The 20,440-nt window shown below is 52.7% G+C and carries 16 protein-coding genes; 8 read left to right on the plus strand and 8 right to left on the minus strand.

Annotation, left to right across the window (positions count from 1 at the left end):
- The first annotated feature begins 5 nt into the window (after positions 1-5).
- Complete coding sequence (gene pdxT, locus E6072_RS07055; protein ID WP_316694719.1) at positions 6-575, plus strand: pyridoxal 5'-phosphate synthase glutaminase subunit PdxT; 570 nt, start codon at positions 6-8, stop codon at positions 573-575.
- A 12-nt stretch (positions 576-587) separates the two neighbouring features.
- Here the strand turns inward: pdxT and E6072_RS07060 are convergent, their stop codons facing one another.
- Positions 588-2,090 carry a CoA-acylating methylmalonate-semialdehyde dehydrogenase gene (locus tag E6072_RS07060; RefSeq protein WP_316694721.1) on the minus strand — a complete coding sequence of 501 codons (1,503 nt, stop codon included), beginning with the start codon at positions 2,088-2,090 and terminating at the stop codon, positions 588-590.
- Positions 2,091-2,454: 364 nt separating this feature from the next.
- On the opposite strand from E6072_RS07060, the gene E6072_RS07065 reads away from it, so the two are divergent.
- Complete coding sequence (locus E6072_RS07065) at positions 2,455-3,270, plus strand: N-acetylmuramoyl-L-alanine amidase (RefSeq protein ID WP_316694722.1); 816 nt, start codon at positions 2,455-2,457, stop codon at positions 3,268-3,270.
- Positions 3,271-3,327: 57 nt separating this feature from the next.
- On the opposite strand, the gene E6072_RS07070 is transcribed toward E6072_RS07065, so the two are convergent.
- Both E6072_RS07070 and E6072_RS07075 read right to left on the minus strand, forming a co-directional pair.
- Positions 3,328-4,578 (minus strand): DUF4143 domain-containing protein, encoded by a 1,251-nt coding sequence (locus tag E6072_RS07070; protein WP_316694723.1) that lies wholly within the window; start codon positions 4,576-4,578, stop codon positions 3,328-3,330.
- A gap of 262 nt (positions 4,579-4,840) precedes the next feature.
- A complete protein-coding gene (locus E6072_RS07075) occupies positions 4,841-5,443 on the minus strand; it encodes a nucleoside deaminase (RefSeq protein WP_316694725.1) in 603 nt (200 codons plus the stop codon).
- Positions 5,444-5,529: 86 nt separating this feature from the next.
- Between E6072_RS07075 and pgm the strand changes: the two genes are divergently transcribed.
- Complete coding sequence (gene pgm, locus E6072_RS07080; RefSeq protein WP_316694727.1) at positions 5,530-7,200, plus strand: phosphoglucomutase (alpha-D-glucose-1,6-bisphosphate-dependent); 1,671 nt, start codon at positions 5,530-5,532, stop codon at positions 7,198-7,200.
- Positions 7,201-7,578: 378 nt separating this feature from the next.
- Here the strand turns inward: pgm and hrpB are convergent, their stop codons facing one another.
- Positions 7,579-10,239 carry an ATP-dependent helicase HrpB gene (gene hrpB / locus E6072_RS07085; protein ID WP_316694729.1) on the minus strand — a complete coding sequence of 887 codons (2,661 nt, stop codon included), beginning with the start codon at positions 10,237-10,239 and terminating at the stop codon, positions 7,579-7,581.
- Between the two features lie 94 nt (positions 10,240-10,333).
- Here hrpB and E6072_RS07090 point away from each other — a divergent pair, with 94 nt between their 5' ends.
- The 4 genes from E6072_RS07090 (at position 10,334) to E6072_RS07105 (ending at position 15,283) form a co-directional block, all read left to right on the plus strand.
- A complete protein-coding gene (locus E6072_RS07090; RefSeq protein WP_316694730.1) occupies positions 10,334-11,125 on the plus strand; it encodes an HNH endonuclease family protein in 792 nt (263 codons plus the stop codon).
- Positions 11,126-11,581: 456 nt separating this feature from the next.
- Positions 11,582-12,067: a MarR family transcriptional regulator gene (locus E6072_RS07095; RefSeq protein WP_316694732.1), complete on the plus strand. Its 486-nt coding sequence runs from the start codon at positions 11,582-11,584 to the stop codon at positions 12,065-12,067.
- Between the two features lie 39 nt (positions 12,068-12,106).
- On the plus strand, positions 12,107-14,074 hold the full coding sequence (locus E6072_RS07100) for an MFS transporter (protein WP_316694733.1): 1,968 nt from the start codon (positions 12,107-12,109) through the stop codon (positions 14,072-14,074).
- Positions 14,075-14,500: 426 nt separating this feature from the next.
- The gene (locus tag E6072_RS07105; RefSeq protein WP_316694735.1) at positions 14,501-15,283 is read left to right on the plus strand and encodes a trimeric intracellular cation channel family protein; all 783 of its coding nucleotides are present in this window, start codon (positions 14,501-14,503) and stop codon (positions 15,281-15,283) included.
- Between the two features lie 33 nt (positions 15,284-15,316).
- Here E6072_RS07105 and E6072_RS07110 read toward each other — a convergent pair whose 3' ends face one another.
- Both E6072_RS07110 and E6072_RS07115 read right to left on the minus strand, forming a co-directional pair.
- The gene (locus E6072_RS07110; RefSeq protein ID WP_316694737.1) at positions 15,317-16,426 is read right to left on the minus strand and encodes a VIT1/CCC1 family protein; all 1,110 of its coding nucleotides are present in this window, start codon (positions 16,424-16,426) and stop codon (positions 15,317-15,319) included.
- A 1-nt stretch (position 16,427) separates the two neighbouring features.
- Positions 16,428-16,751: a YtxH domain-containing protein gene (locus tag E6072_RS07115; protein WP_316694739.1), complete on the minus strand. Its 324-nt coding sequence runs from the start codon at positions 16,749-16,751 to the stop codon at positions 16,428-16,430.
- 152 nt (positions 16,752-16,903) lie between these two features.
- Between E6072_RS07115 and E6072_RS07120 the strand changes: the two genes are divergently transcribed.
- Positions 16,904-17,725, plus strand: coding sequence for an alpha/beta hydrolase (locus E6072_RS07120; protein WP_316694740.1), 822 nt, complete (start codon positions 16,904-16,906; stop codon positions 17,723-17,725).
- 340 nt (positions 17,726-18,065) lie between these two features.
- Here the strand turns inward: E6072_RS07120 and E6072_RS07125 are convergent, their stop codons facing one another.
- Both E6072_RS07125 and E6072_RS07130 read right to left on the minus strand, forming a co-directional pair.
- The gene (locus E6072_RS07125; protein WP_316694742.1) at positions 18,066-19,718 is read right to left on the minus strand and encodes a bacterial Ig-like domain-containing protein; all 1,653 of its coding nucleotides are present in this window, start codon (positions 19,716-19,718) and stop codon (positions 18,066-18,068) included.
- Between the two features lie 162 nt (positions 19,719-19,880).
- On the minus strand, positions 19,881-20,378 hold the full coding sequence (locus tag E6072_RS07130; RefSeq protein WP_316694743.1) for a PTS glucose transporter subunit IIA: 498 nt from the start codon (positions 20,376-20,378) through the stop codon (positions 19,881-19,883).
- Between the last annotated feature and the right edge of the window lie 62 nt (positions 20,379-20,440).

Here is a 20,440-nt window from a genome sequence, read left to right on the forward strand (position 1 = left end):
ACTCAATGGAAAAAGTTGGCGTTCTGGCAGTTCAAGGTGCCTTCATTGAACATGAACAATGCCTGGAGAAACTAGGGGCTCAGGTAATTGAACTGCGCGAAGCTGCAGACCTAAAGACTGGTTTTAACCGCCTGGTATTGCCGGGCGGGGAATCCACGGTGCAATCAAAACTCCTACTTGAACTGGGAATGGCGGAGCGGCTCCGAGACATGGTCAAAGCCGGGATGCCGGTGCTAGGCACCTGTGCCGGATTAATCTTGTTGGCCAAACAGATTATGGGTAAGCGTGATGTCGACCGCACGGCGCTCGGCACCTTGGACGTGACCGTGGAACGTAATGCCTATGGACGCCAGCTTGGTTCCTTTAATGCCCGGGCTGATTTTGCGGGAATGGACGATCTGCCAATGACCTTCATTCGCGCTCCTCGCATTAGCGAAGTGGGTTCAGGAGTAGAAATACTCGGACGAGTGGACGACAAAATTGTAGGAGCGCGGGCCGGAAGTCAGATTGGGGTTACTTTTCACCCCGAACTGACTGGCGACCCGCGCCTGCATCAAATGTTCTTGAACCTTTAGTTCCGGCTATTCTTAGCCTTCTTCGCGCTGGAAGCTCATCGTGGCTTCATAGTGTCCGGATTCGCTCGGCCAGCGAGTAGTAATTGCCTTGGCCTTGGTGTAGAACTTCACGCCCTCGGGACCGTGGATATGAGTGTCACCAAGCAGGGAGTCTTTCCAACCACCGAAGGAGTAGTAGGCAACCGGGGTCGGGATCGGGACGTTGACGCCCACCATTCCGGCCTCAGCCTCAAGAGTAAACTTGCGTGCTATCCCGCCGTCATTGGTGAAGATGGCAGAGCCATTACCGAAGGGAGAGGAGTTAACGATTTCGATGGCTTCTTCATAGGAATCGGCGCGGGTAATCACCAGCACCGGACCAAAGATTTCCTCGTAATATGCGGGTGCATCCTTGGGGCAGTTATCGATAATGGTCGGCCCTACGAAGTAACCGTTCGGGTAGCCCTCCGGCCGGAATCCGCGGCCATCACGCACAATAGTGGCACCGCGTTCCTCAGCATCGGTAATAAGCCCTTCGATCCGCTCCTGTGCTTTCTTGTCAATCACCGGCCCCATCTCACAGCCCTGGGCCATGCCCTGATCTACCCGAATCTGGTCAGCGTGAGCTTTCACTTTCTCGGCTAGTTTTTCTCCGGCACTGCCCACTGCTACTACCACCGGTAGTGCCATGCAGCGTTCACCAGCTGCCCCGAAAGCGGCAGCCGAAATATGCTTAGCAGCGAAATCAATATCTGCATCCGGCATTACGATAGCGTGGTTGTTTGCCCCACCCAGCGCCTGAACGCGTTTGCCATGAGCAACCCCAGTATCCTGCACGATATGGGCAACTGGAGTGGATCCCACAAACGAAATCGCGTCAATTCCGGGGTGTTCCAAAATCGAGGTAACTAGGCTACGGTTTCCAGTCAAAACCTGATAAATGCCGTCCGGCAGTCCCGCTTGTTTGTATAGTTCGCCGGTCAAGAGGGCAGCGGAAGGAGTGGAGGAGGCAGGCTTAATAATAATAGCGTTACCAGTAGCGATAGCTAGCGGGTGCATCCACATGGGTACCATTGCTGGGAAGTTGAACGGGCAGATACCGGCTACTACTCCCACCGGTTGCCGCACGGTGAAGATATCAACGCCGGTAGAAATCTGGTAGGAATGTTCGCCCTTCATATTGGCGTTAATTCCACAGGCGTAATCTAAGGTTTCCCGGCCGCGCTGGATTTCCCCGATCGCATCCGAGTAATTCTTGCCATGTTCCTGCACGATTAGCCTTGCCATCTTGTCCTGGTTTTCCAAAACCAGGTGGCGCATCTTGAACATAATGTCCACGCGTTTGGCTAGTGAGAGTTTTGCCCACTCTTTTTGCGCTTTTTTAGCAAGTTCTACTGCCTGATCCAGATCCTCACTTGATGCGGAGGGTACAGTAGCTACTACTTCACCTAACGCCGGATCTTCGATTTCAATTTCTCCGGCCGGTTTACCCTGCACATATTCACCGTTAATCCAGTGCTGCAGCTGTTTTACCATTGTCAGTATCTCCTTCGATTTCCGCTGACCTTATCGCCGGTCATGCCTAAGTTATTAGCATTACCGCGACTGGCTTAATTGTCCTTACAAAGACTACTCTAATCGACCTAAGTCCCAGACACAACCGCTAGGGTTACTTAACCCTTGCTCGCTACGGAGAAACCTACAGAACCACTCCAAAACGCTAACACCAGGTTTAGGCACTCTCCTCTTTTAATTAGCGATTGGAATCAGAGGAGGCAGCGCGGATTAACGTAACCCCTCCCCGTTTTAGGGCTCGCCCTCAAAATACAGTTAGGATTACAACGTGTTCCAAAAATTCCCCTACTCCCCCCAAAAGGTGTACCGGTTCGGCGTCACCGTAATGGCAATCAGCCTTTTATCCCTAAGCGCTTGCAGTCCCGCCACCGACCACCACGATTTCTCTGCAACCAAGAAAATCGCTAGCAGCTCCACTCCTAGCGTTACCGCTAAGGATTCCCCTAGCCCAGCTTCCCCTCCCACCTCGCCCTCGACCCCCGATCCAGAACCTAAAAAGACACTGGCAGGAAAAACTATCGTAATAGATCCCGGTCACTCTAACGGGCAACATTTAACCAATAAAGTCCCTGATGGACGCAGAGGAAGCAAAATATGCAACACGTCGGGGACTGCAACTAACAACGGATATCCTGAACATACCGCCAACTGGAAAGTTGCCCTGATTGTCCAAGCTGAACTGCAAGGAAAAGGGGCAAGCGTTCATCTGACCAAAAAAGATGACCATGCGGATAAGGTATGTGTCGATCGGCGCGGACAAATCCCGAACGAGAAACACGCCGATGCGTTCCTATCTATCCACGCCAATGGTACCCAATCACCAACCCCTCACGGATTCTTCGTCATGGTTGCGAGTCCGCCCCTAAACTCTGCCCAAGGGGAACCGTCAAAACGCCTGGCACGCGCCGTGTCCTCGGGATTGCAGGCGGCAGGGCTTAGCCCTTCAACGATTTACGGTTCCGCACCCCTGCCTCGCTCCGACCTCGCAACCCTAAATTTTGCGAAAGTACCAGCAGTAATGGTGGAGCTAGGCGAAATGAGGAACCCTCAAGACGCTCAAAGATTATCCAGCCCTCAAGGGCAAAAACAGTACGCTTCCGGCCTCGCTCAAGGAATCCTAAACTTCTTCTCCGCGAGTTAAAGCAGGATCAGAGGTAAAGCACCCTCGCCTTGCAGATTTGTTCCGGTAACCAGACCCTTAAAGCCCCAGACACCCCAGGGGAATGACTGCGATTCCATCTTTTCTCATATAGGCCTGTTTTCCGCCGTAAAGCACAGCCGCGGCACGCATATTTTGTCCGATGCGTTCCCGTAACCAGAGCAGATGTTTAACGTCATGGTCACTGACTCGGTTTGCAGTTTTTACTTCCATTGCCACTAGCGCTCCACCTCGTCCTTGCAAAACTAAGTCGACTTCATGTTCACCTGCGCGAGTACGAAAATGCCCCACCGTGGCCTCCAGAGCCTGAGCGAAAACCCGCACGCACAAAAGGGCGAGAGATTCAAAAAGCGCTCCATACATATTACCGCCGCCAGGACGCAATAGATCCTCTGCTTCCAGATCTAAGAGGCGAGCCGCAAAACCGGGATCTACCAGGTGATGTTTGGGGCTACTGGTCAAACGTTTCCAACCCGACCCCAAGGGCTGCCAGGCCTCCAGGGGTTCCAGAATCCAGAGTTTGGTCAGGAAATCTCGATAGGTGCGGGTAGTTTCGGAACTGGGTTTATCCCCCTCGCCAGCAGTAGCCCCTTCTACTATCTGCGCATAGGAAGCGGTAGTCGCGGTGGCCTGCGCATAAGAACGTAACCAGGCGCGGAGAGTATGCGGGGTGCGAGTGAGATACCCCTGGGTAAGAATATCTTTATCAATCACGTCGCGCAGGTAAGAATCAATGGACAGACGCAGAGCGCGCCCCCGCAAATGTTGAAATCCCGGCAATCCGGTTTGACAAATAGCTTCAGCATAATCGGAGGCAGTTAGGTCACTGCTGCCGGTTATCCTTTGAGTGCCGGAAAAAAGATCGCGCAAACTGACCGTGGGGGCAGCGATTCCCCGCTCCGAGAGTGTCAATGGCCGCATCCGTAAAGTAACTATTCTCCCTGCTCCCGAATGAGTTTGTACCCCTGATTTAGGGCTGGCGGAACCGGTTAGCAGGAAACTTTCGGGAGGTGCACCCTCATCAACCGCGCGGCGCACCGTATCCCAGGTTTCCGGCAGCAGCTGCCATTCATCCAAAAGTACCGGCGGTTTTTGCTGTAGGAAAAGCTGCGGATCGGCCTGCAAAATAGTGCGGGTATCGACCTGGTCTAGTTGATAAGTGGTGTTAGCCCGCCGCTTGGCGGTCTCGGTTTTCCCCACTCCTTTAGCGCCGGCAATACACAGCGCCGGCAGCTGTGAAAAAAATTGGGCTATTTCGTAGTCAATTACCCGTTTTAAGTAGTCAGACATATTTTTACTATAGCCTATCCACCTGTTTGCCGGAAAGTTATCTGCCTATTTGCCGGATAGTTATCCACCTGTTTGCCGGAAAGTTATCTGCCTATTTGTCGTAATAACCGGTGATTCCAAAAAGCAAGCACCTAAACGCACCCCAACTAGAGTCAGAAAACACGAGCAGAGGATGCACAGAAGTCCCCAGTGAAAGGAACTGACGATTGGATGCAACTTCTGCATTAAAGCGCCGGTAAATGGCTGAACCCTAGGGTTACCCCTAGCGCCGACTAGCGAAAAAGTCTTTTAACTGTTCTCCGCACTCGTCCGCTAAAACCCCGCCAATAACTTCTACGCGATGATTCAGGCGGCTATCTCGCAAAACATCCCGAACAGAGCCAGCAGCACCCGCCTTATCATCCCAAGCGCCGAACACTACCCGCGAAACCCGGGCATTCACGATTGCCCCGGCACACATCGTGCACGGCTCCAGATTCACTACCAAAGTAGTATCTGACAAACGCCAGCTGCCACGCTTCCTCGCCGCCTGCCGCAAAGCCACAATCTCGGCGTGAGCAGTAGGGTCAAACGGGGAGACCTCCCGCTGGTTAAATCCGCGTCCGATAATTTCCCAATCCTCTAACTCGGGTTCTTCTGGAACCTCGAACACGCTATCACCTTGAGCTTTACCCGAGAAGCTGCTTGCAGATTTTACCCCTAGCACGCCCTCATCCTCGAAGATATCCCCGTCGGAAGCATTAAGGGCTCCCGTTCCTCCTTCCCGAGGAGCGAGCACAAGCGCACCTACCGGGACATCCCCGCCCTCACCGGCAAGTGCTGCCAGCTGCATAGCTTGCCGAATAGCCCAATCGAATCGATGCACAATCCAAATTTAATAGAGAACAGCTACCTGGTTGAAACCTATGTACTTTTCCAGACAGAAACCCAAATAAGTGAGAGACTAACTATATGTTTGAAAGAGCCGGGCAGAAAGCCAAACCAGAAGATTTAATCAATGTCGATGACCTCCTAGCCGCCTACTATGACCTAGAGCCAGACCCTAGCGAGCCTAGCCAAAGGGTAAGTTTCGGCACCTCGGGACACCGAGGCAGCGCCTTCGACCACGCATTCAACGAAGCTCATATCGTAGCTATCACCCAAGCAATCGTAGAGTATCGCCGCAACCAGGGAATTAACGGGCCGTTATTTATCGGGCGCGACACTCACGCCCTCTCCGAACCTGCCCACCGCAGCGCCCTAGAGGTGCTGGTAGCTAACGGAGTGGACGTACGGATTGATTCGCGAAATTCCTATGTACCCACCCCGGCGGTTTCCTTGGCAATTTTGCAGGCCAATGGGGCGCCTGGCAAGGTGCGCACCTCGGGTGCAGATGTGGCAGACGGAATCGTTATCACTCCTTCCCACAACCCTCCCCGCGACGGTGGCTTCAAATACAATCCCCCCACCGGTGGGCCAGCCGATGTAGACGCTACCGGCTGGATTGCCGACCGCGCTAACCAGATTCTTGAGGATGGCTGGCGGAATGTTCCCCGCTCTACTTTGTCAGATTTATCCCGAGCAGATTGCGTACACCCCCATGACTACCTGCGAGAATACGTAGATGCACTCCCCAGCGTAATTGACTTGGACGCGATTCGCTCTGCTGGCGTGCGCATTGGTGCCGATCCTCTAGGGGGCGCTTCAGTCGATTACTGGGGCATGATTGCAGAACGCCACGACCTGAACCTGACAGTGGTCAATCCCAATGTAGATCCCGCTTTCAGCTTCATGACTTTGGATTGGGATGGAAAGATCCGGATGGATTGCTCCTCGCCCAACGCGATGGCATCGCTGCGGCAAAAGATGGCTCCGGACGAGGACGGGATTACGCCTTTCGATATTGCGACCGGTAACGACGCGGATTCGGATCGCCACGGGATAGTTACCCCCGATGGGTTGATGAATCCCAACCACTACCTGGCAGTGGCGATTGAATACCTGTACACGCACCGCCCGCAGTGGGGCGAGGGTTGCGGGGTTGGTAAAACCTTAGTTTCTTCCTCGCTAATTGACCGGGTAGTAGCCCATATGGGGCGTAAATTGGTGGAAGTACCAGTGGGCTTTAAGTATTTCGTGCCGGGATTACTTTCGGGAACTATCGGTTTCGGAGGCGAGGAATCGGCCGGTGCCTCTTTCTTGCGCAAGGACGGGTCAGTATGGACTACCGATAAAGACGGCATTATTTTGGCGCTGCTAGCCTCGGAAATCCTGGCAGTCACTGGTTCTTCTCCCTCGCAGCTGCATCAGCAACAGGTGGAACGTTTCGGGGCTTCCAGTTATAAGCGTTTCGAGGCAGCGGCGACCCCAGAGCAGAAATCCAAGCTCAAGAAGCTTTCTTCCGAGGACGTAACCGCCCTGAAACTAGCCGGGGAGGATATCACCGACAAACTGGTGCGCGCCCCCGGTAATGACGCCGAAATCGGTGGGCTGAAAGTAGTCACTAAAGATGCCTGGTTCGCGGCTCGCCCCTCGGGTACCGAAGATATCTACAAGATTTACGCGGAATCCTTTAAGGGCGATGAGCACGTAGATCAGGTGATTTCTGAAGCGCAAGAGGTAGTAGGCGCTGCCCTAGCCTAGAATGCGTAATAGCTGAGGGCGCGGGCTAGGTTTTTCCTCCCGCACCGACATTAGGAATCCCGACATCAAGGGCGGTAATTACTTTTGTCTCCCGCCCAAAGAGCTTGGGCAACACCCAAGGTATTGCCCAAGCTCTTACGCCCGCCTAGCCTGATCGACAATAAGTAATCACCGCCCTTTACTGTTTGCCGCCACAAGTACCTAACCGACGTGAGGAACAGGTTATATCCGCGCCGAGTGACTGCGGGGGCGGGGGATAGATTTTATCCGAGTGGGCGCGGTGGGCCCAAGAATTCGGTAAATACCGCTGGTATTTACCGAATTCTTGGGCGGGAGGAAAAATCTATCCCCTGCCCCCACTACTACTAGCCTTCGTCCTTATTTACGGGAACGGAGCTGGCGGTTGGTGGCGGCAGTCGCGATAGCGGCGCGGGGGTCTTCCGGCCAAGGATGCTTGCGATACCTACCGCGCATTTCCGCACGCACCTGCGGATACACTTCATCCCAGAAATGATCCAAGTCGGTCACTAACGCCAGCGGACGTCCTGCTGGCGATAGCATCTCCATCGCCAGGTTCACCTTTCCGCCCAGGATTTTCGGCGTGGATTGCAGGCCAAAGAACTCTTGTAGTTTTGCTTGCACCCGGGGCGGACCGTTGGTTACCTCATCTGGATAAATGATAGCGGCGCGCCGGCCGGAAGGAACCAAAAACTCGCTAGGGGCTTCCCGCTCCAAACTGCGCCGTGATTCGTAGTCCAGCAGACCGTCTAGCCAGGCAGCTACCGGGGCATTAGTGGCATTTTTTCCATGTGCAAAATAACTGATCAATACCTGCCAGAAGCGGGGATTATCGTGTAAATCCTGGTCACCAACTTCCGGAACAGCAGGCAAATAGTGCGCCGCCCAGCGCAAGCGGGCACGTAAGTGACTGGCTTTAGGATTCCAAGATAGAAAATCTAGTCCCACTCGCTGATATTCGGCTTCTAGGAGGCGTTCAGGTTCCCGGATTTTCGCTTTCTGGCGCTGCAGAGGGATTTCTCCTAATAATCTTTCTTGCCACGCGCAGATTTTTCCGTCCCTAAATTCTTCAAAGGGTTTCTCTTGTACTAAATGTTTCCCCAGCTCTAAGGCTAATTCTTCAGTCAAAGGTGCGGCTAAACGAATTTGATCATTCCCTCCTTCGCGCACCCCGATTTCGGCAATCGCCAACCACTTACTAGTGGACAAAGAACTGTCATTGTCTAGGTGAGCCGCTCCCGAACCAGACAGTTGATACCCGCCAGCTTTGTTGGTTAACCGGCCTATTTGGTCAGGGAAAGCCATCGCCACCACTACCCCTACACCTAGATCTCCTGCAAAGTGTTGCAAACTAAGCGAAGACTGCGCTTCATGGCTGTTTACGCCGGTTCGTCCCAACTGATCTGTGGCTTTTAACAGCGAGTAATCAAAAGCGTCACTAATGAAATCCATTTTGTGATAGCGCCGCGCCAACGCCTCAAAACGGCTGCGCTCAGTGCGGTAGGTTTTATCTCCTTGACGTTCCGCACGCTGAATCGCTGCCCACAAATCACCGTTTGAACTGCGCAGATCTGCCTGTAAAGCCGCGACCACTTGGGCGGCGCGGCGCTCACCTACCAGACGTGCCCCCAAAATCAGGGCACGTGCCAGGCGCGGGTGAGCTGGAATTTGCACCAGCTGGCGCCCAAAAGCGGTAATCCGGCAGTTAGCATCTATAGCGCCGAGAGCCTGTAATTCCTTCTCCGCCTGCTGCCAGGCAGCAGGCGGAGGGGGAGTCGGCAGCGCCAGAACTTCCAGGTCAGTTTGCCCCCAATCTGCCAGCTGCAAATAGGTCTGCGCCAAATCACTGCGCAAGATTTCCGGCTGAGTATCGGCTTCCATGCGCGCATAAGTTTGCTGGTCATAGGCCCGAATTACATACCCAGGTCCCAGGCGCGCGGCGCGGCCTGCACGCTGAGCTGCCGCGGCTCGCGAGCAACTCAAGGTGCTGAGTCCCCCGGCATTTCCGCGCAAGCGCCGACTGGGAACCCGCGATAATCCACTGTCAACCACTTGGCGAACCCCGGGAACGGTAAGCGCCGATTCTGCCACCGAAGTGGCCACAATAATCCGCCCCTCCCCCGGCTTCAGGGCGTCCTCGCTAACAGCAGAGGCGCCCTGGGACAGTACTTTTGTCTGCTCACGGGCAGATAACTGCCCGTGCAGGGTCATGATTCGCTGCGGTTGACTAGCGCGCGACCGCAAAGTAGCGGCAATCGCCTCTACATCTGCGATTGCGGGGGCAAACACTAAAGTGTCACCTTGAATACGACGGTTTAACGCCAGATCGGCCAAATAATCCCGAAACTCCCAAGAGGTTCCTCGTTCACTAATCCGGCGCACCCGCGCTGGCGGCGGTGCGAATACTTCCTGCAGGGGGAAAAGTTTGCCCTCCGCCTCTAAAACGGGGGTATCTTCCCCTAAGACCTGACGGAAAAGATCACTATTTAAAGTCGCCGACATCACCACTATCCGCAACTCCGGACGCAGCTGCCGTACTTCGCAAAGCAGAGCTAATAAGACATCAGTCTCTAATGATCGTTCGTGTACTTCATCAATGATTACCGTGCCAATACCAGAAACTTCTGGATCTGCCAGCAGGCGTCGCAAAAACAGGCCGGCAGTGACAAAATCTATGCGGGTATCACGGCTGCGAGTAGATTCTCCCCGGATCGAAAATGCCACTTTCGCGGCCAGATCACATTCATCTCGAGGCAATAAGGTCTGAAGATAGCTAGCCGCCGCTCGCGCAGCAACCCGGCGCGGTTCGGTCACGATTACCCCCGCTGCCTCGGCGCTAGTTTTTGCCCGCGCGTCCTCAAGAGCCCAGCAAAAAGGAGGAACCAAAGTAGTTTTCCCTGATCCCGGTGCTGCCGTAACAATTGCTTTTCCTACGGTCTCGAGGACGCCTTTCAGCTCCGGCAGTATACTAGTCGCCGGAAGCTCAGGGGCGAGGGCACCTGCCTGGGAAAGCGTGAACATACTTCTATTGTGCACCGTGGGAGAAAAAAGCCAATACTTCCGGCAGCGGTACAGCTAAGTAGGAAAGCTTACACAAAATAAGCACAATAGATACATGGGGTATAGCAGGCGAGGTAGACGCCGGTGGCGGCCAGGGAAGGGTTCTTGGGGAAACCGCATCATCGCCACCTTTATTCTTGCCCTGTTAGCCTGGGCTTTTATTCCGGGTTTAGGTCCAGATTTAGCCGGACTCTCCACCAAGGGAGCTCCCCAACTAACGCTTCCAGATTGGGGAAAAAGCGCGGATCAAATCCTCTCCGAATCGGTGCAAACCGATTTAGTCAAGGCAGTTGCCTCTTTACCTGAGGGCGAGTGGGAAAGCGCCTCCCCCTATCAGCGTTCCCAATTCGGGATCCGCTGGGCAGATGTTGATCGCAATGGTTGTGATACCCGGAACGATATTTTAAAACGTGACCTTTCACAGGTACACACCAAGCCTGGAACCCGTGACTGTGTAGTGGTTAGCGGAGAGTTTACCGAACCTTACACCGGCCGCTACCAGCAGTTTCACAAAGGTGCCCAAAGCTCCAGCAAGGTGCAAATAGATCACGTAGTCGCCCTGTCCAATGCGTGGAAAACCGGAGCTAGCCGGTGGGACTCTAAGACTCGTGAACAGTTCGCCAACGATCCGTTGAATCTGCTGGCGGTTGATGGAACGGCAAACCAAGATAAGAAAGATAAGGACTCTGCCAGTTGGCTACCCCCAAATAAAGGGTTTCAATGCCAATATGTTGCTTTACAGACCGCGATAAAACAAAAATGGAAACTGTGGGTTACTCCCGAAGAAAAGCGCGCAATGGCTTCGGTGGCGTCATCCTGCCCCGCGCAGCCCCTTCCCGCTGGTTAGCCTGGTTCGGTAATAGTCCGCGTACCTGCAGCTGTACCTGCAAGTTCGAGCCTGGCTCGGTAAAAGCACTCCGGGGACCCCATGACCTGCTACGCAGGTCAAGCCCCTCTCGTATCTTTTACCGGCCGCGGCTCGCACACCCACCGCACCTACTCGGATAAAGCCTACCCCGGCGAATTTATATACCTGCTGGTTAAATCGCTGTTACGCGCGTGCTACAGCCGTACCCAAAGGAGCCGGTTTTTCCTCCCGCCCAAGAATTTGGGAAATACCCCAGGTATTTACCAAATTCTTATGCCCGCCGCACCCACTCGGATAAAACCGGCTCCTCTGGGCATTAATCCCGATATCGGTGACTCCCTAACCGAGGGATCCCTGCGGGATCAAGTCGTGCAAGGGGTATAAAACCTTAATCCGGGTTGCTTAAGTTTTTTAATTGTTAATATACTTAACTACATGAATAATGCTGCGACATCTGCCAAGAGGCGCGAGAAGCTTATCGACCAACTCCTGTACGAACTGCACAGAATGGTGTTTGCTTCAAATGACCTGATTAACCGGTATTCCTCAAAAATGGGACTACACGGAAAAGACGGGGAAGCGCTACTACAAATCTGGCAAGCTGAACTGGCAGGGACTCCCCTCTCCCCCTCGGATTTAGCGCAGCAACTACACATTACTCGCGCGGCAGTCAGTTACTTGACTGATCGGCTAGTCGATTCTGGATACGTAAATCGCGAAACCAGCGATAGCGACCGCCGTAAAACCATACTGCGTATCTCGGAACTAGGCGGGAAAATCGGACATGATTTTACCGCACCCATGGAGGCCGGTCTCAGCGGCTTATTTGCCGAACGCAGTCAGAAAGAATTAACCATCTTTACCGAAATGCTGCGCGAGTTCGTGGAATCCGTAGACACCTCCCACCACCTAGAAGTTTAAGAGTCTCGCCAACAACCACTGGCTAAGTGAAGGATTAACATGAGCACCGAACTTAATTCCTCGAAAACCGAGGTAACAACAGAACCGAAAAAACCCTCTGAAACAGCCAAGGGGAAAGACGAGGACGCACCGGCCGACTTTACCGCTCCTAAGCGCTGGAAGCTCGTCCTCGTCCTCTACTTAGCAGGAATCGGCATGGGCGCCCTAGATATGGGGATCGTAAACCCGGCGCGTACAGTTATTCAAAACGGACTCGGAGTCGATGACAAAGTCGGAGTTTGGGTATTTACTATTTACACCCTCGCCTATGCGGCAGCGATTCCAGTAATCGGAAAAATCGCGGACATAATTGGCCGTAAACCAGTATACGTGCTGGCTATCGGACTATTTGGGCTTGGCTCCCTAGGATGCGGACTAGCACAAGACTTCTCCTCTCTAGGATTGCTGCTCGCTTCCCGCGCGATCCAAGCAATCGGAGGCGGCGGGATGATGCCGGTGGCAACGGCCGCAGTAGGAACCATTGTTCCTCCTTCCAAACGAGGAATGGCTCTGGGGCTGGTCGGCATGGTGTACGGCGTCGCCTCAGTATTCGGTGGTTCCGCAGGTTCTTTAGTTTTGGATATCGCCGGACAAGAAAACTGGCAATGGATCTTCTACATTAATGTTCCGATTGCTGTAATCGTAGTCGCCCTCGGAATTTGGTCACTGCCGCAAGAGAATCAAAGTTCAGATCGAAAACTAGACGTACCAGGCGTATTTATCCTGGTAATAATGATTACTGCCCTACTGTGGGCTTTTCAGAATCTCGACTTCACCAACATTAGCAAGTCGATCCAGAATCGTGACGTCTGGGTGGGATTACTGCTTTTCGTAATCTTACTGCCAGTATTTTGGGTGGCAGAAAAACGCGCCCGCGATCCCCTCATCGATTTCAAGTATTTCGGTACGATCAACGTGGGCTGCACCCTAATGTTCGGGGCAGTGTCTGGCATCTTAATGATGACCGTCATGTTCATCCCCCAATTCGCCGAAAATTGCATGCGTCTACCCTCAGGAGCCGGTGGTTACCTCACGATTATTATTGGCGTGGCCTCGGCAGTCGGCGCGCCTTTAAGCGGACGGCTAACTGACCGTTTCGGTCCTCGCGCAGTTCTAGGAGTTGGCGTAGTGATCTCCACGATCGCTGGATTTATGCTGATTTATTGGGCAAGCGCCCACCCAGGTATTCTTTCTAACTCAGTTTCCATTTTTGTGATGGGACTAGGACTAGGGTTCTTGATGGGTGCACCGCTAACCTACCTAATCTTGCATTTGATTCCCGAGTCTGATGCTAATTCCGGACAAGCAACACTGTCTTTGATTCGCTCACTGGGCACCACTTTGGCTCCCGCGATCTTAGTAGGGTTACTCGCCACCGCGATGGGAGGACTTTCCGGCAAGGTCATGGACGCGATGCCCGCGATGGAAATGCCAGCGATGCCCGCTATGACGGCGGAGGCATCCGAAGCTGGCGGAAAGATGCCCGCAGGAATGCCTCCGCAAGGGCAAGCGGAGAAGCCGACCATGCCTCCTAACGCGCAGACAAATACCCGGGAGCAAAAGCCCAGTCCGGAAACTGACGCCCCCAAGACGAAAGCAGATATGGGATTCAAGATGTCCGATATGCCTGCTCCTCTGCAAGACAAAATTAAAACCGCCGATGTTACCAACATAGTAGATCGCAGTAAAGACATAGCGAACTTTATGTTTGATCAACAAGAAGCCAAGATAAAAGCCCAGATGGGAACGGTGCCTCCAAGTGTGGAACAAATGCGAGCTAAATATCTAAAAGATATTGAGTCCCATCGCGAGCAGATAGAGACCGCATTCCAGATGGGGTTAAACGAAGGATTTACTCGCCTCTTCTGGTTCTATACCATTTTGTCGCTAGCTGGAATATTGCTCCTGGCAGGGTTGCCTTCTAAGCGTAAAATTGATGCCGCAATCAACCCGGATCCTGCTCGGTAACAGCACTCCATGTCCGGGTCTGGCTCGGTAAAAACCCCGATTATTTCGGCGCGCAGAGGTGGGTTTTTGCTCCTGCCCAAGAATTCGAAAAATGCCCAAGAATTTTCCGAATTCTTATGCCCACCGCGCCTGCTCGGATAAAACCCACCCCTACGTGCCCACCGCACCCACTCGGATAAAATCTCCCCCTGCGGTATTTAGTTTTTCGCACACACTCTTTCCCCTCACCATCGCGCCTACTAACCGCCCTGCCCAAACTCCGATAAAAGCGCTCTCGTATGCATATGCGTACCTCAACATAGAGGGAAACCTGGGGTTGCGATAAAACCTGCTCCCTAAGAAGGAGATGGACTAGCTGCTAGGGGGACATCCGCAGGACTAATCCAGGAGTGGAAAAACTAGGGGGAAAAAGACAAAAATATAGGTATGCCCACAAGTTCTTTTGGCCCCGAAGTCCTCGAGCTCGCATTCCGAGCAGTAGATGTGACCGGAGTGTTTTGTGCCGCGATAATTGGAGCAAAACTTGCTCGAGAACGCCATTTCGATGCAGTCGGATTCGCTACCCTCGCGGTTATCTCCGCACTAGGGGGCGGGATGACTCGGGACGTACTGCTACAACAAATTCCGGTGGCATTCACGGATCCTTTTTATCCAGGGGGTGCCCTCCTGGGTGCAGCCGTGGCGTTTTTTTGGCGTCTAGAATCAAAATGGACAAACCGGCTGATAACTGTAGCCGACGCCCTCTGCCTAGGATGCTGGGCGGCCACAGGCGCCCAAAAAACTCTCGCCCTCGGACTAGGAATACTGCCTGCACTAATGATGGGACTAACCACAGCTGTAGGGGGCAGTATCATCCGGGATGTGATGGTGGGAAAAATCCCTAAGATTTTTGGAGGCGCTAACCTTTATGCCACTCCCGCTGCGACCTCCGCAGTAATAATGGTGGTTTTCTTCAAACTTGGGATGCCAGTACTAGGCATGGCGCTTTCGATTATTACCGCCCTGGTATTTGTGCTTTTATCCCAGTGGCGAGGCTGGGTGCTTCCCGAGGCTCCGGATATCAGGATCACTCTCACTCCCCGTCAGCTGCGGCAGATTATACGGTGGCGCGATAAAAATAATGGTCGAAATACTAAGGGTGGCGATAACTTGAGTAGTGAGAGGAACAGATACCCTGAAGACCCCCGACTCCCGGGAGAATTCGGCTAACAGTCCAGCTACCGGCAGCGGGATTTAAGCTAGCTAAAGCTGGGTGCCGATCCCTAACCCCAACAGGTAGGTGGCTCCCGCGGCTCCATACCCAATCAAGAGTTGTCGCAGCGCTTTCGGAGCCGGATTCACTCCCGACAACAGCCCCACGATTCCGCCCACAATAACTAGCGCCAAACCTACTAAAACCACGGCCACTACCGCACCTTGCAGGGGCGAGAGCGGCAGCAAAAACGGAAAAAGCGGAATGAAAGCTCCGATAGCGAAAAAAGTAAATGAAGAAATCGCTGCTTTCATACCGGTACCGATTTCTTCGTATTCCTGACTATTCGAGTCTAAGTAGGCATGTCCACCTTTTCTAATCTTGGAAAAAGCGGCAGCAGCCTTTCGGTCTGCAGTTTCGGCATCGTCTCCACGCGCCCGAAACACTAAAGCCAATTCGTTTTCATTCATATTCAATTTATCGATGGCGTGTTCGGACTCAGGATCTGGTGAAGAAGAAGCCAAAAGCTCAGTTTGGGAACGCACAGACACATATTCCCCTGCCCCCATCGACAGCGCTCCCGAAAGCAGACCGGCAAGCCCAGTGGCAATAATGGTGGTTTTGGAAACTCCGGTACCAAAAATTCCTAAAATGAGAGCGCAGGTAGATACCAAACCATCGTTGATACCAAAAACCGCAGCTCGGAAACTACCCGAAATCGTGGCACGCTGACGGGCTGCTAAGCCTCGCACTACCTCGGAATGAATTTTCTCATCCGCCACCATTTCCTTGGGGACATCCAGGTCAGCCTCATAGTCGTGACGTTGCTCTGCCCGCTGCATCATCGCCAACATAAAGATGGTCCCGAAAATCCGAGTGAAAAAATTGAGGAGACGCGAACGCAGACTTGCCCGAGGGGTAGGAAGCGCGTCCTCCCCCAATAGATTTAACCAATACTGCTCGTGGCGTTCTTCGGCGATTGATAATTCTTGGAGAACTTCCCGTTCATCTCCGCTCCGCCGTCGTGCTAGGTAACGGTAAGTATCAGCCTCTAGACGTTCTTCCGCGAGGTATTTGCGCCACCGCCGCAGTTGTTTTTTAGAAACTGGAGATACTTTGCTTGGATCAGTATCTGCACTATTAACAACTGGGTCAGTCATTTTAGAGTCGGGAATCCGGCCCTTCAACGGTTATTTCCTCAATCTCTACATCTACAAATTCTGGTTCCGATTTACTAGCCGGCGTTACTCCAAAGATTCGTTCTTTGACTGCATCCGCAACCTTGTCGGTAACAGCTTCCCCTTGACGACGAAAAAGCTCGGAAGCTTTTTGTTTGGTGGCATCTCCTGCCCGGCGCACCTGAGGATTGGAAGTCACCGCGTTAACGGTTTTAGCTACTCCACCCTCAGGATTTTCACGAATTTCGCGGCGAACTAGCGCAATACCAGCACCAATACCGAGGACGGTCAATAGTTTTTTCCCCACGGTCAACACCTTTCACGTCGATAAGAACAACTGTTAGCTATTCTATCTCACGGATCTACCGGGGTCTTACGCGAAAATAGTAAAAGTTTTCCTTAAGTGTTTTTTGTATTTTTTCACAACATTTTTTATGCCTCACCGTTTACGGTGGATATATGAGTGAAATCAGCATCCCCACTTCTCGGGGGGTAACCTTGGCGGCCGACTTTGTAGTTCCAGTGGACGCCAGTAACCGCGCAGTGATTTTCGCGCACTCATTTTTGCTTGATCGGCACGGTTTAGGATGGTTTGATGCCTTCGCAAAATCCTATCGCGCCGCAGGGTATAGCACTTTGCAATTAGATTTTTCGGGCTGCGGAAATAGCTCGGATGATGTGATCAGTTTGGAGAATCAGATCGAGGATCTAAAGGCAGCTTGCGGCTGGCTGTCTGAACGTGGTTTTGACCAACAGGTGCTGCACGCAGATGGGTCGGGTGCCTTGGTAGCGTTACGTGCCGTGCCAGATAAGGTACAGGCGCTAGTGTTAACCGCCCCAATTCTCGGCCCCGCCGAGGTTCCTTGGGAGGACGTGTTTTCTTCGTCCCAACTAGCGGAATTAGAGCGGGTGGGGCATACTCGGATTCCCAATGACCAAGGTGCGAGTCGTCCTTATTATGTAATCGGCAAACGCACCTTGGCGGAACTAACCATGGTCGACACTGAGAAGTTACTGCACGATATTGCGTTACCGGCTTTATTTGTAGTTGACCCTCAAACCTTGGCTTCCCAATGGTTTGCGCCCCTGCTTGAGGATCCCCAGGCTTTGCTACCTCCCAATTGTGAATTACTGTTCTTAGAAAAGCTCAGCCTTTACGGACAACTTCCTGCCAACTACCGCAAACCTGATGGCAGTTTCGCGAATGCGGAAAAAGTTGATTTTCTACGTGACCAGATAGCCGCTTGGGTTAGTCGCCTAGTGCCACCTGCAGATCACTAAGTTAACAAGCAATAACTTACATTTTATTGCCACTACCAGGGATTTTAGTTTCCAGAAACTTCTTGGGAAAAATAGAGAAATCCTTCAGGAACCGTTTTGAACTGCAGTCTTTACCAAACGTAGAGGCTACTTCCAGATTCATTTATATTCCCTTCCAGGAACGTACCTTAAAGTTAATACCAGCAATAAGGATTGAGCGTATTGATATCTCCTTATTTGCTTGAGATGGGGAACAAAAGTGGGGGCGGATTCCAAAGGAATCCGCCCCCACTCTCTGTCTATGGGACTCTCTTCCCTCCCCCAGTTTCCGTAGGGAGGAGGCTAGTAGCGTGAGCCTGGTTTATCGTTTCCGACTCACCCGCGCTCTGCTAGTGGCAGCCATACCTGCTAAGAGGCAAACTAAAGCGATGCCTAAAGCACTACTTCCTGCTGCTCCAGTTGATGGCATCTGCTGCTTGTCACCGCGGGACGAGGATTTTGAATTCTCCTGTTTGCCCGGCTTGTCCTGTTTATCTGGTTGATTCGGCGCGGACTCTTCCTCCACAGTTATTTTCGCGGTGGCAGATATGCTTTCCCCATTCATATCGGTCAAGGTGAACTTAACTTCGTAGGTGCCCGGTTTAGCCGGATCAAAGTTGCCTTTTTCAATCTCTACCTTACCGGCGAGGTCAGCTCCGTCCTCTTCATCAAAAGCCTTGGTAATAAGGGAACGTAAATCCAGCTCATCACCAGCGGTAATAGTAGCATCTTTGACCTCTAAGACGGGTGGGGTGTTCTGGCCATACACGGGGTAGACCGCCATATCCGCCATAACTACAGTCTCGGCGTTGAAAGATTGTCCGCTGCCATCTGCCTTGGTATTCCATTCTTTGAACACCTGCCCTGCCGGAGCTGCCGGAGCGGCGGGGAGCTTCTTCGGTAGGCAAGTCTTGCCATCACTTAGGCAGTTTCCGGCAAGGGAATGTCGGTAATAGACCTGCTGGGTAGCCAAAACTTCGGGATCCTTACCTTCTTGAGGCGCGCCCTTATAGAAGGTAACTGCCGGAATCTTTTGATCCAACATCACCGTAAAGACACTGGAAGACTTAAATTTAGCCTTAGTATTTACCTGGTCAACTCCCTCCCAGTACCGCAAATAACTAAAACCTTCATGGAATTTTAGCGCGGAGATCGGAGCGGCCTTGTCCTTGTAGTAGAAATAATATTGGCTAGGCATGTAACCTTCGGCAGCAAGTTTATCTGCTTCTGCTGAGGTAGGCAGTAGCACCTTTCCATCTTGATCGATGGGCTTGAGCACATAGTCGCTGCCGACTTTATATTTCGGATTGAGCCCGGTGACCTTTCTCTTCGCATCTACCGTAAACAGATCCTTGGCTACTTCCGGGTTCTTCGCATAAGCAATGTTCACCACGTCCATGTGGAAGCGGGTTTCCGCAATCGGGTTAACGTTGCCTGCAGCATTAGTGGCGGACTGGGAATCTTGGGGCACTGTCATCATGTCAGTTTTCCCGCCTGTAGCCTCCGGATACCCAGATTTTTGGGCTGTGAACCACGAGTGATAGCCAGCTGGCAGGGTGGAGGGATCTACCTTTACGGTATAGGCCTTCCCCTGCGGGTATGGGCCTAAGTATTTCGCGCCTCCCCAGCGCTTGTTATCTCCAACCGTACCCTTGGTGGTTTCGATTAGTTTTCCGTCCTGGTTGTAGACATGGAAAGCAACGTTCTTCCAAGCTTCCAAAACCTGTCCCGTAGGGGATCCGCCAAATACGTCCATCGAGCGTCCCACCCCGATAGTTTCCTCTGGTTTGGCTAACACTTCCTTGCCGCCAGGTTTGAGAAATATTTCCGGCAGGATTTCGATCCGCACGGATTTATCGGAGTCACTATCTTCGGCGTTAGCACTTGGCAGTTGTGTGACAGACAGTAGCCCCATCCCCACTAATAGCAGCGGGGCGATCAGGAAACTGATCATTCTTTCCATAGTTTTCGACATTATCTCTCCAGTCAAACCATTGATTGACAAAACCTAGTTTTGTTTTGTCCTCTTTAATATTACTGGCTTAGCGCGACGCAAAGATGGATACGTTATTAAAATCATTGAACAGAAGTTGGACTCACCACTGGTTATTCACTTTCGGGAAACCGGGTGCAGGGGTTACCACTCGCTGGGATCGCCGGCAGGAGCGGCGCTGATTTCGAAGAGTAAATCCCCCACTTCCACTTGATTACCTTCCGGGCGGAGATTTTCCAGGTCAGAGGGGGTGGAATCCAATACCACCACCGGGCACAGCGGCGAGTAACGCGCCTTTTCAATTTGTTTCACCGAGAAAGTGGTAATGGGTTCTCCGGCTTTAACCATTTCATTTTCGAGGGCGTGGCAGGTGAAACCGTCCCCCCGCATCTTCACGGTGTCAATCCCTAAATGCACCAACACCGTTTGTTCCCCACTGGTAATCATAAAGGCATGCGGAAACAACTTAACTAAGCGCCCCGAAATGGGGGCTACCGCGGTTACTTCTTTCGATCCCGGCAGCGGGCGCAAGGCTACCCCCGCCCCCACAATCATGCCGGAGAACACCAAATCCGGTACCTGCCGCAAGCTCACTGTGCGCCCGGGAATCGGCGCTCCCACTTGCACGGATTGTTCCTCCATGCTTCACCCCAATCCCAAAAGGAGAATTAAATATCTATATAAACCAGCCTAGTCCGCCCGTG

Origin of the sequence: Varibaculum cambriense, assembly GCF_032557235.1 — a bacterium.
Classification (GTDB): domain Bacteria; phylum Actinomycetota; class Actinomycetes; order Actinomycetales; family Actinomycetaceae; genus Varibaculum; species Varibaculum cambriense_C.

Excerpts from the sequence above, each read along its gene's own strand:
- E6072_RS07110 (WP_316694737.1), bottom strand. The coding sequence starts at position 16,426 with ATGACTGACCCAGTTGTTAATAGTGCAGATACTGATCCAAGCAAAGTA.
- E6072_RS07125 (WP_316694742.1), bottom strand. The coding sequence starts at position 19,718 with ATGTCGAAAACTATGGAAAGAATGATCAGTTTCCTGATCGCCCCGCTG.
- hrpB (WP_316694729.1), bottom strand. The coding sequence starts at position 10,239 with ATGTTCACGCTTTCCCAGGCAGGTGCCCTCGCCCCTGAGCTTCCGGCG.
- E6072_RS07065 (WP_316694722.1), top strand. The coding sequence starts at position 2,455 with ATGGCAATCAGCCTTTTATCCCTAAGCGCTTGCAGTCCCGCCACCGAC.
- E6072_RS07095 (WP_316694732.1), top strand. The coding sequence starts at position 11,582 with ATGAATAATGCTGCGACATCTGCCAAGAGGCGCGAGAAGCTTATCGAC.
- E6072_RS07090 (WP_316694730.1), top strand. The coding sequence starts at position 10,334 with ATGGGGTATAGCAGGCGAGGTAGACGCCGGTGGCGGCCAGGGAAGGGT.
- E6072_RS07120 (WP_316694740.1), top strand. The coding sequence starts at position 16,904 with ATGAGTGAAATCAGCATCCCCACTTCTCGGGGGGTAACCTTGGCGGCC.
- E6072_RS07070 (WP_316694723.1), bottom strand. The coding sequence starts at position 4,578 with ATGTCTGACTACTTAAAACGGGTAATTGACTACGAAATAGCCCAATTT.
- E6072_RS07100 (WP_316694733.1), top strand. The coding sequence starts at position 12,107 with ATGAGCACCGAACTTAATTCCTCGAAAACCGAGGTAACAACAGAACCG.
- E6072_RS07060 (WP_316694721.1), bottom strand. The coding sequence starts at position 2,090 with ATGGTAAAACAGCTGCAGCACTGGATTAACGGTGAATATGTGCAGGGT.
- pgm (WP_316694727.1), top strand. The coding sequence starts at position 5,530 with ATGTTTGAAAGAGCCGGGCAGAAAGCCAAACCAGAAGATTTAATCAAT.
- pdxT (WP_316694719.1), top strand. The coding sequence starts at position 6 with ATGGAAAAAGTTGGCGTTCTGGCAGTTCAAGGTGCCTTCATTGAACAT.
- E6072_RS07105 (WP_316694735.1), top strand. The coding sequence starts at position 14,501 with ATGCCCACAAGTTCTTTTGGCCCCGAAGTCCTCGAGCTCGCATTCCGA.
- E6072_RS07130 (WP_316694743.1), bottom strand. The coding sequence starts at position 20,378 with ATGGAGGAACAATCCGTGCAAGTGGGAGCGCCGATTCCCGGGCGCACA.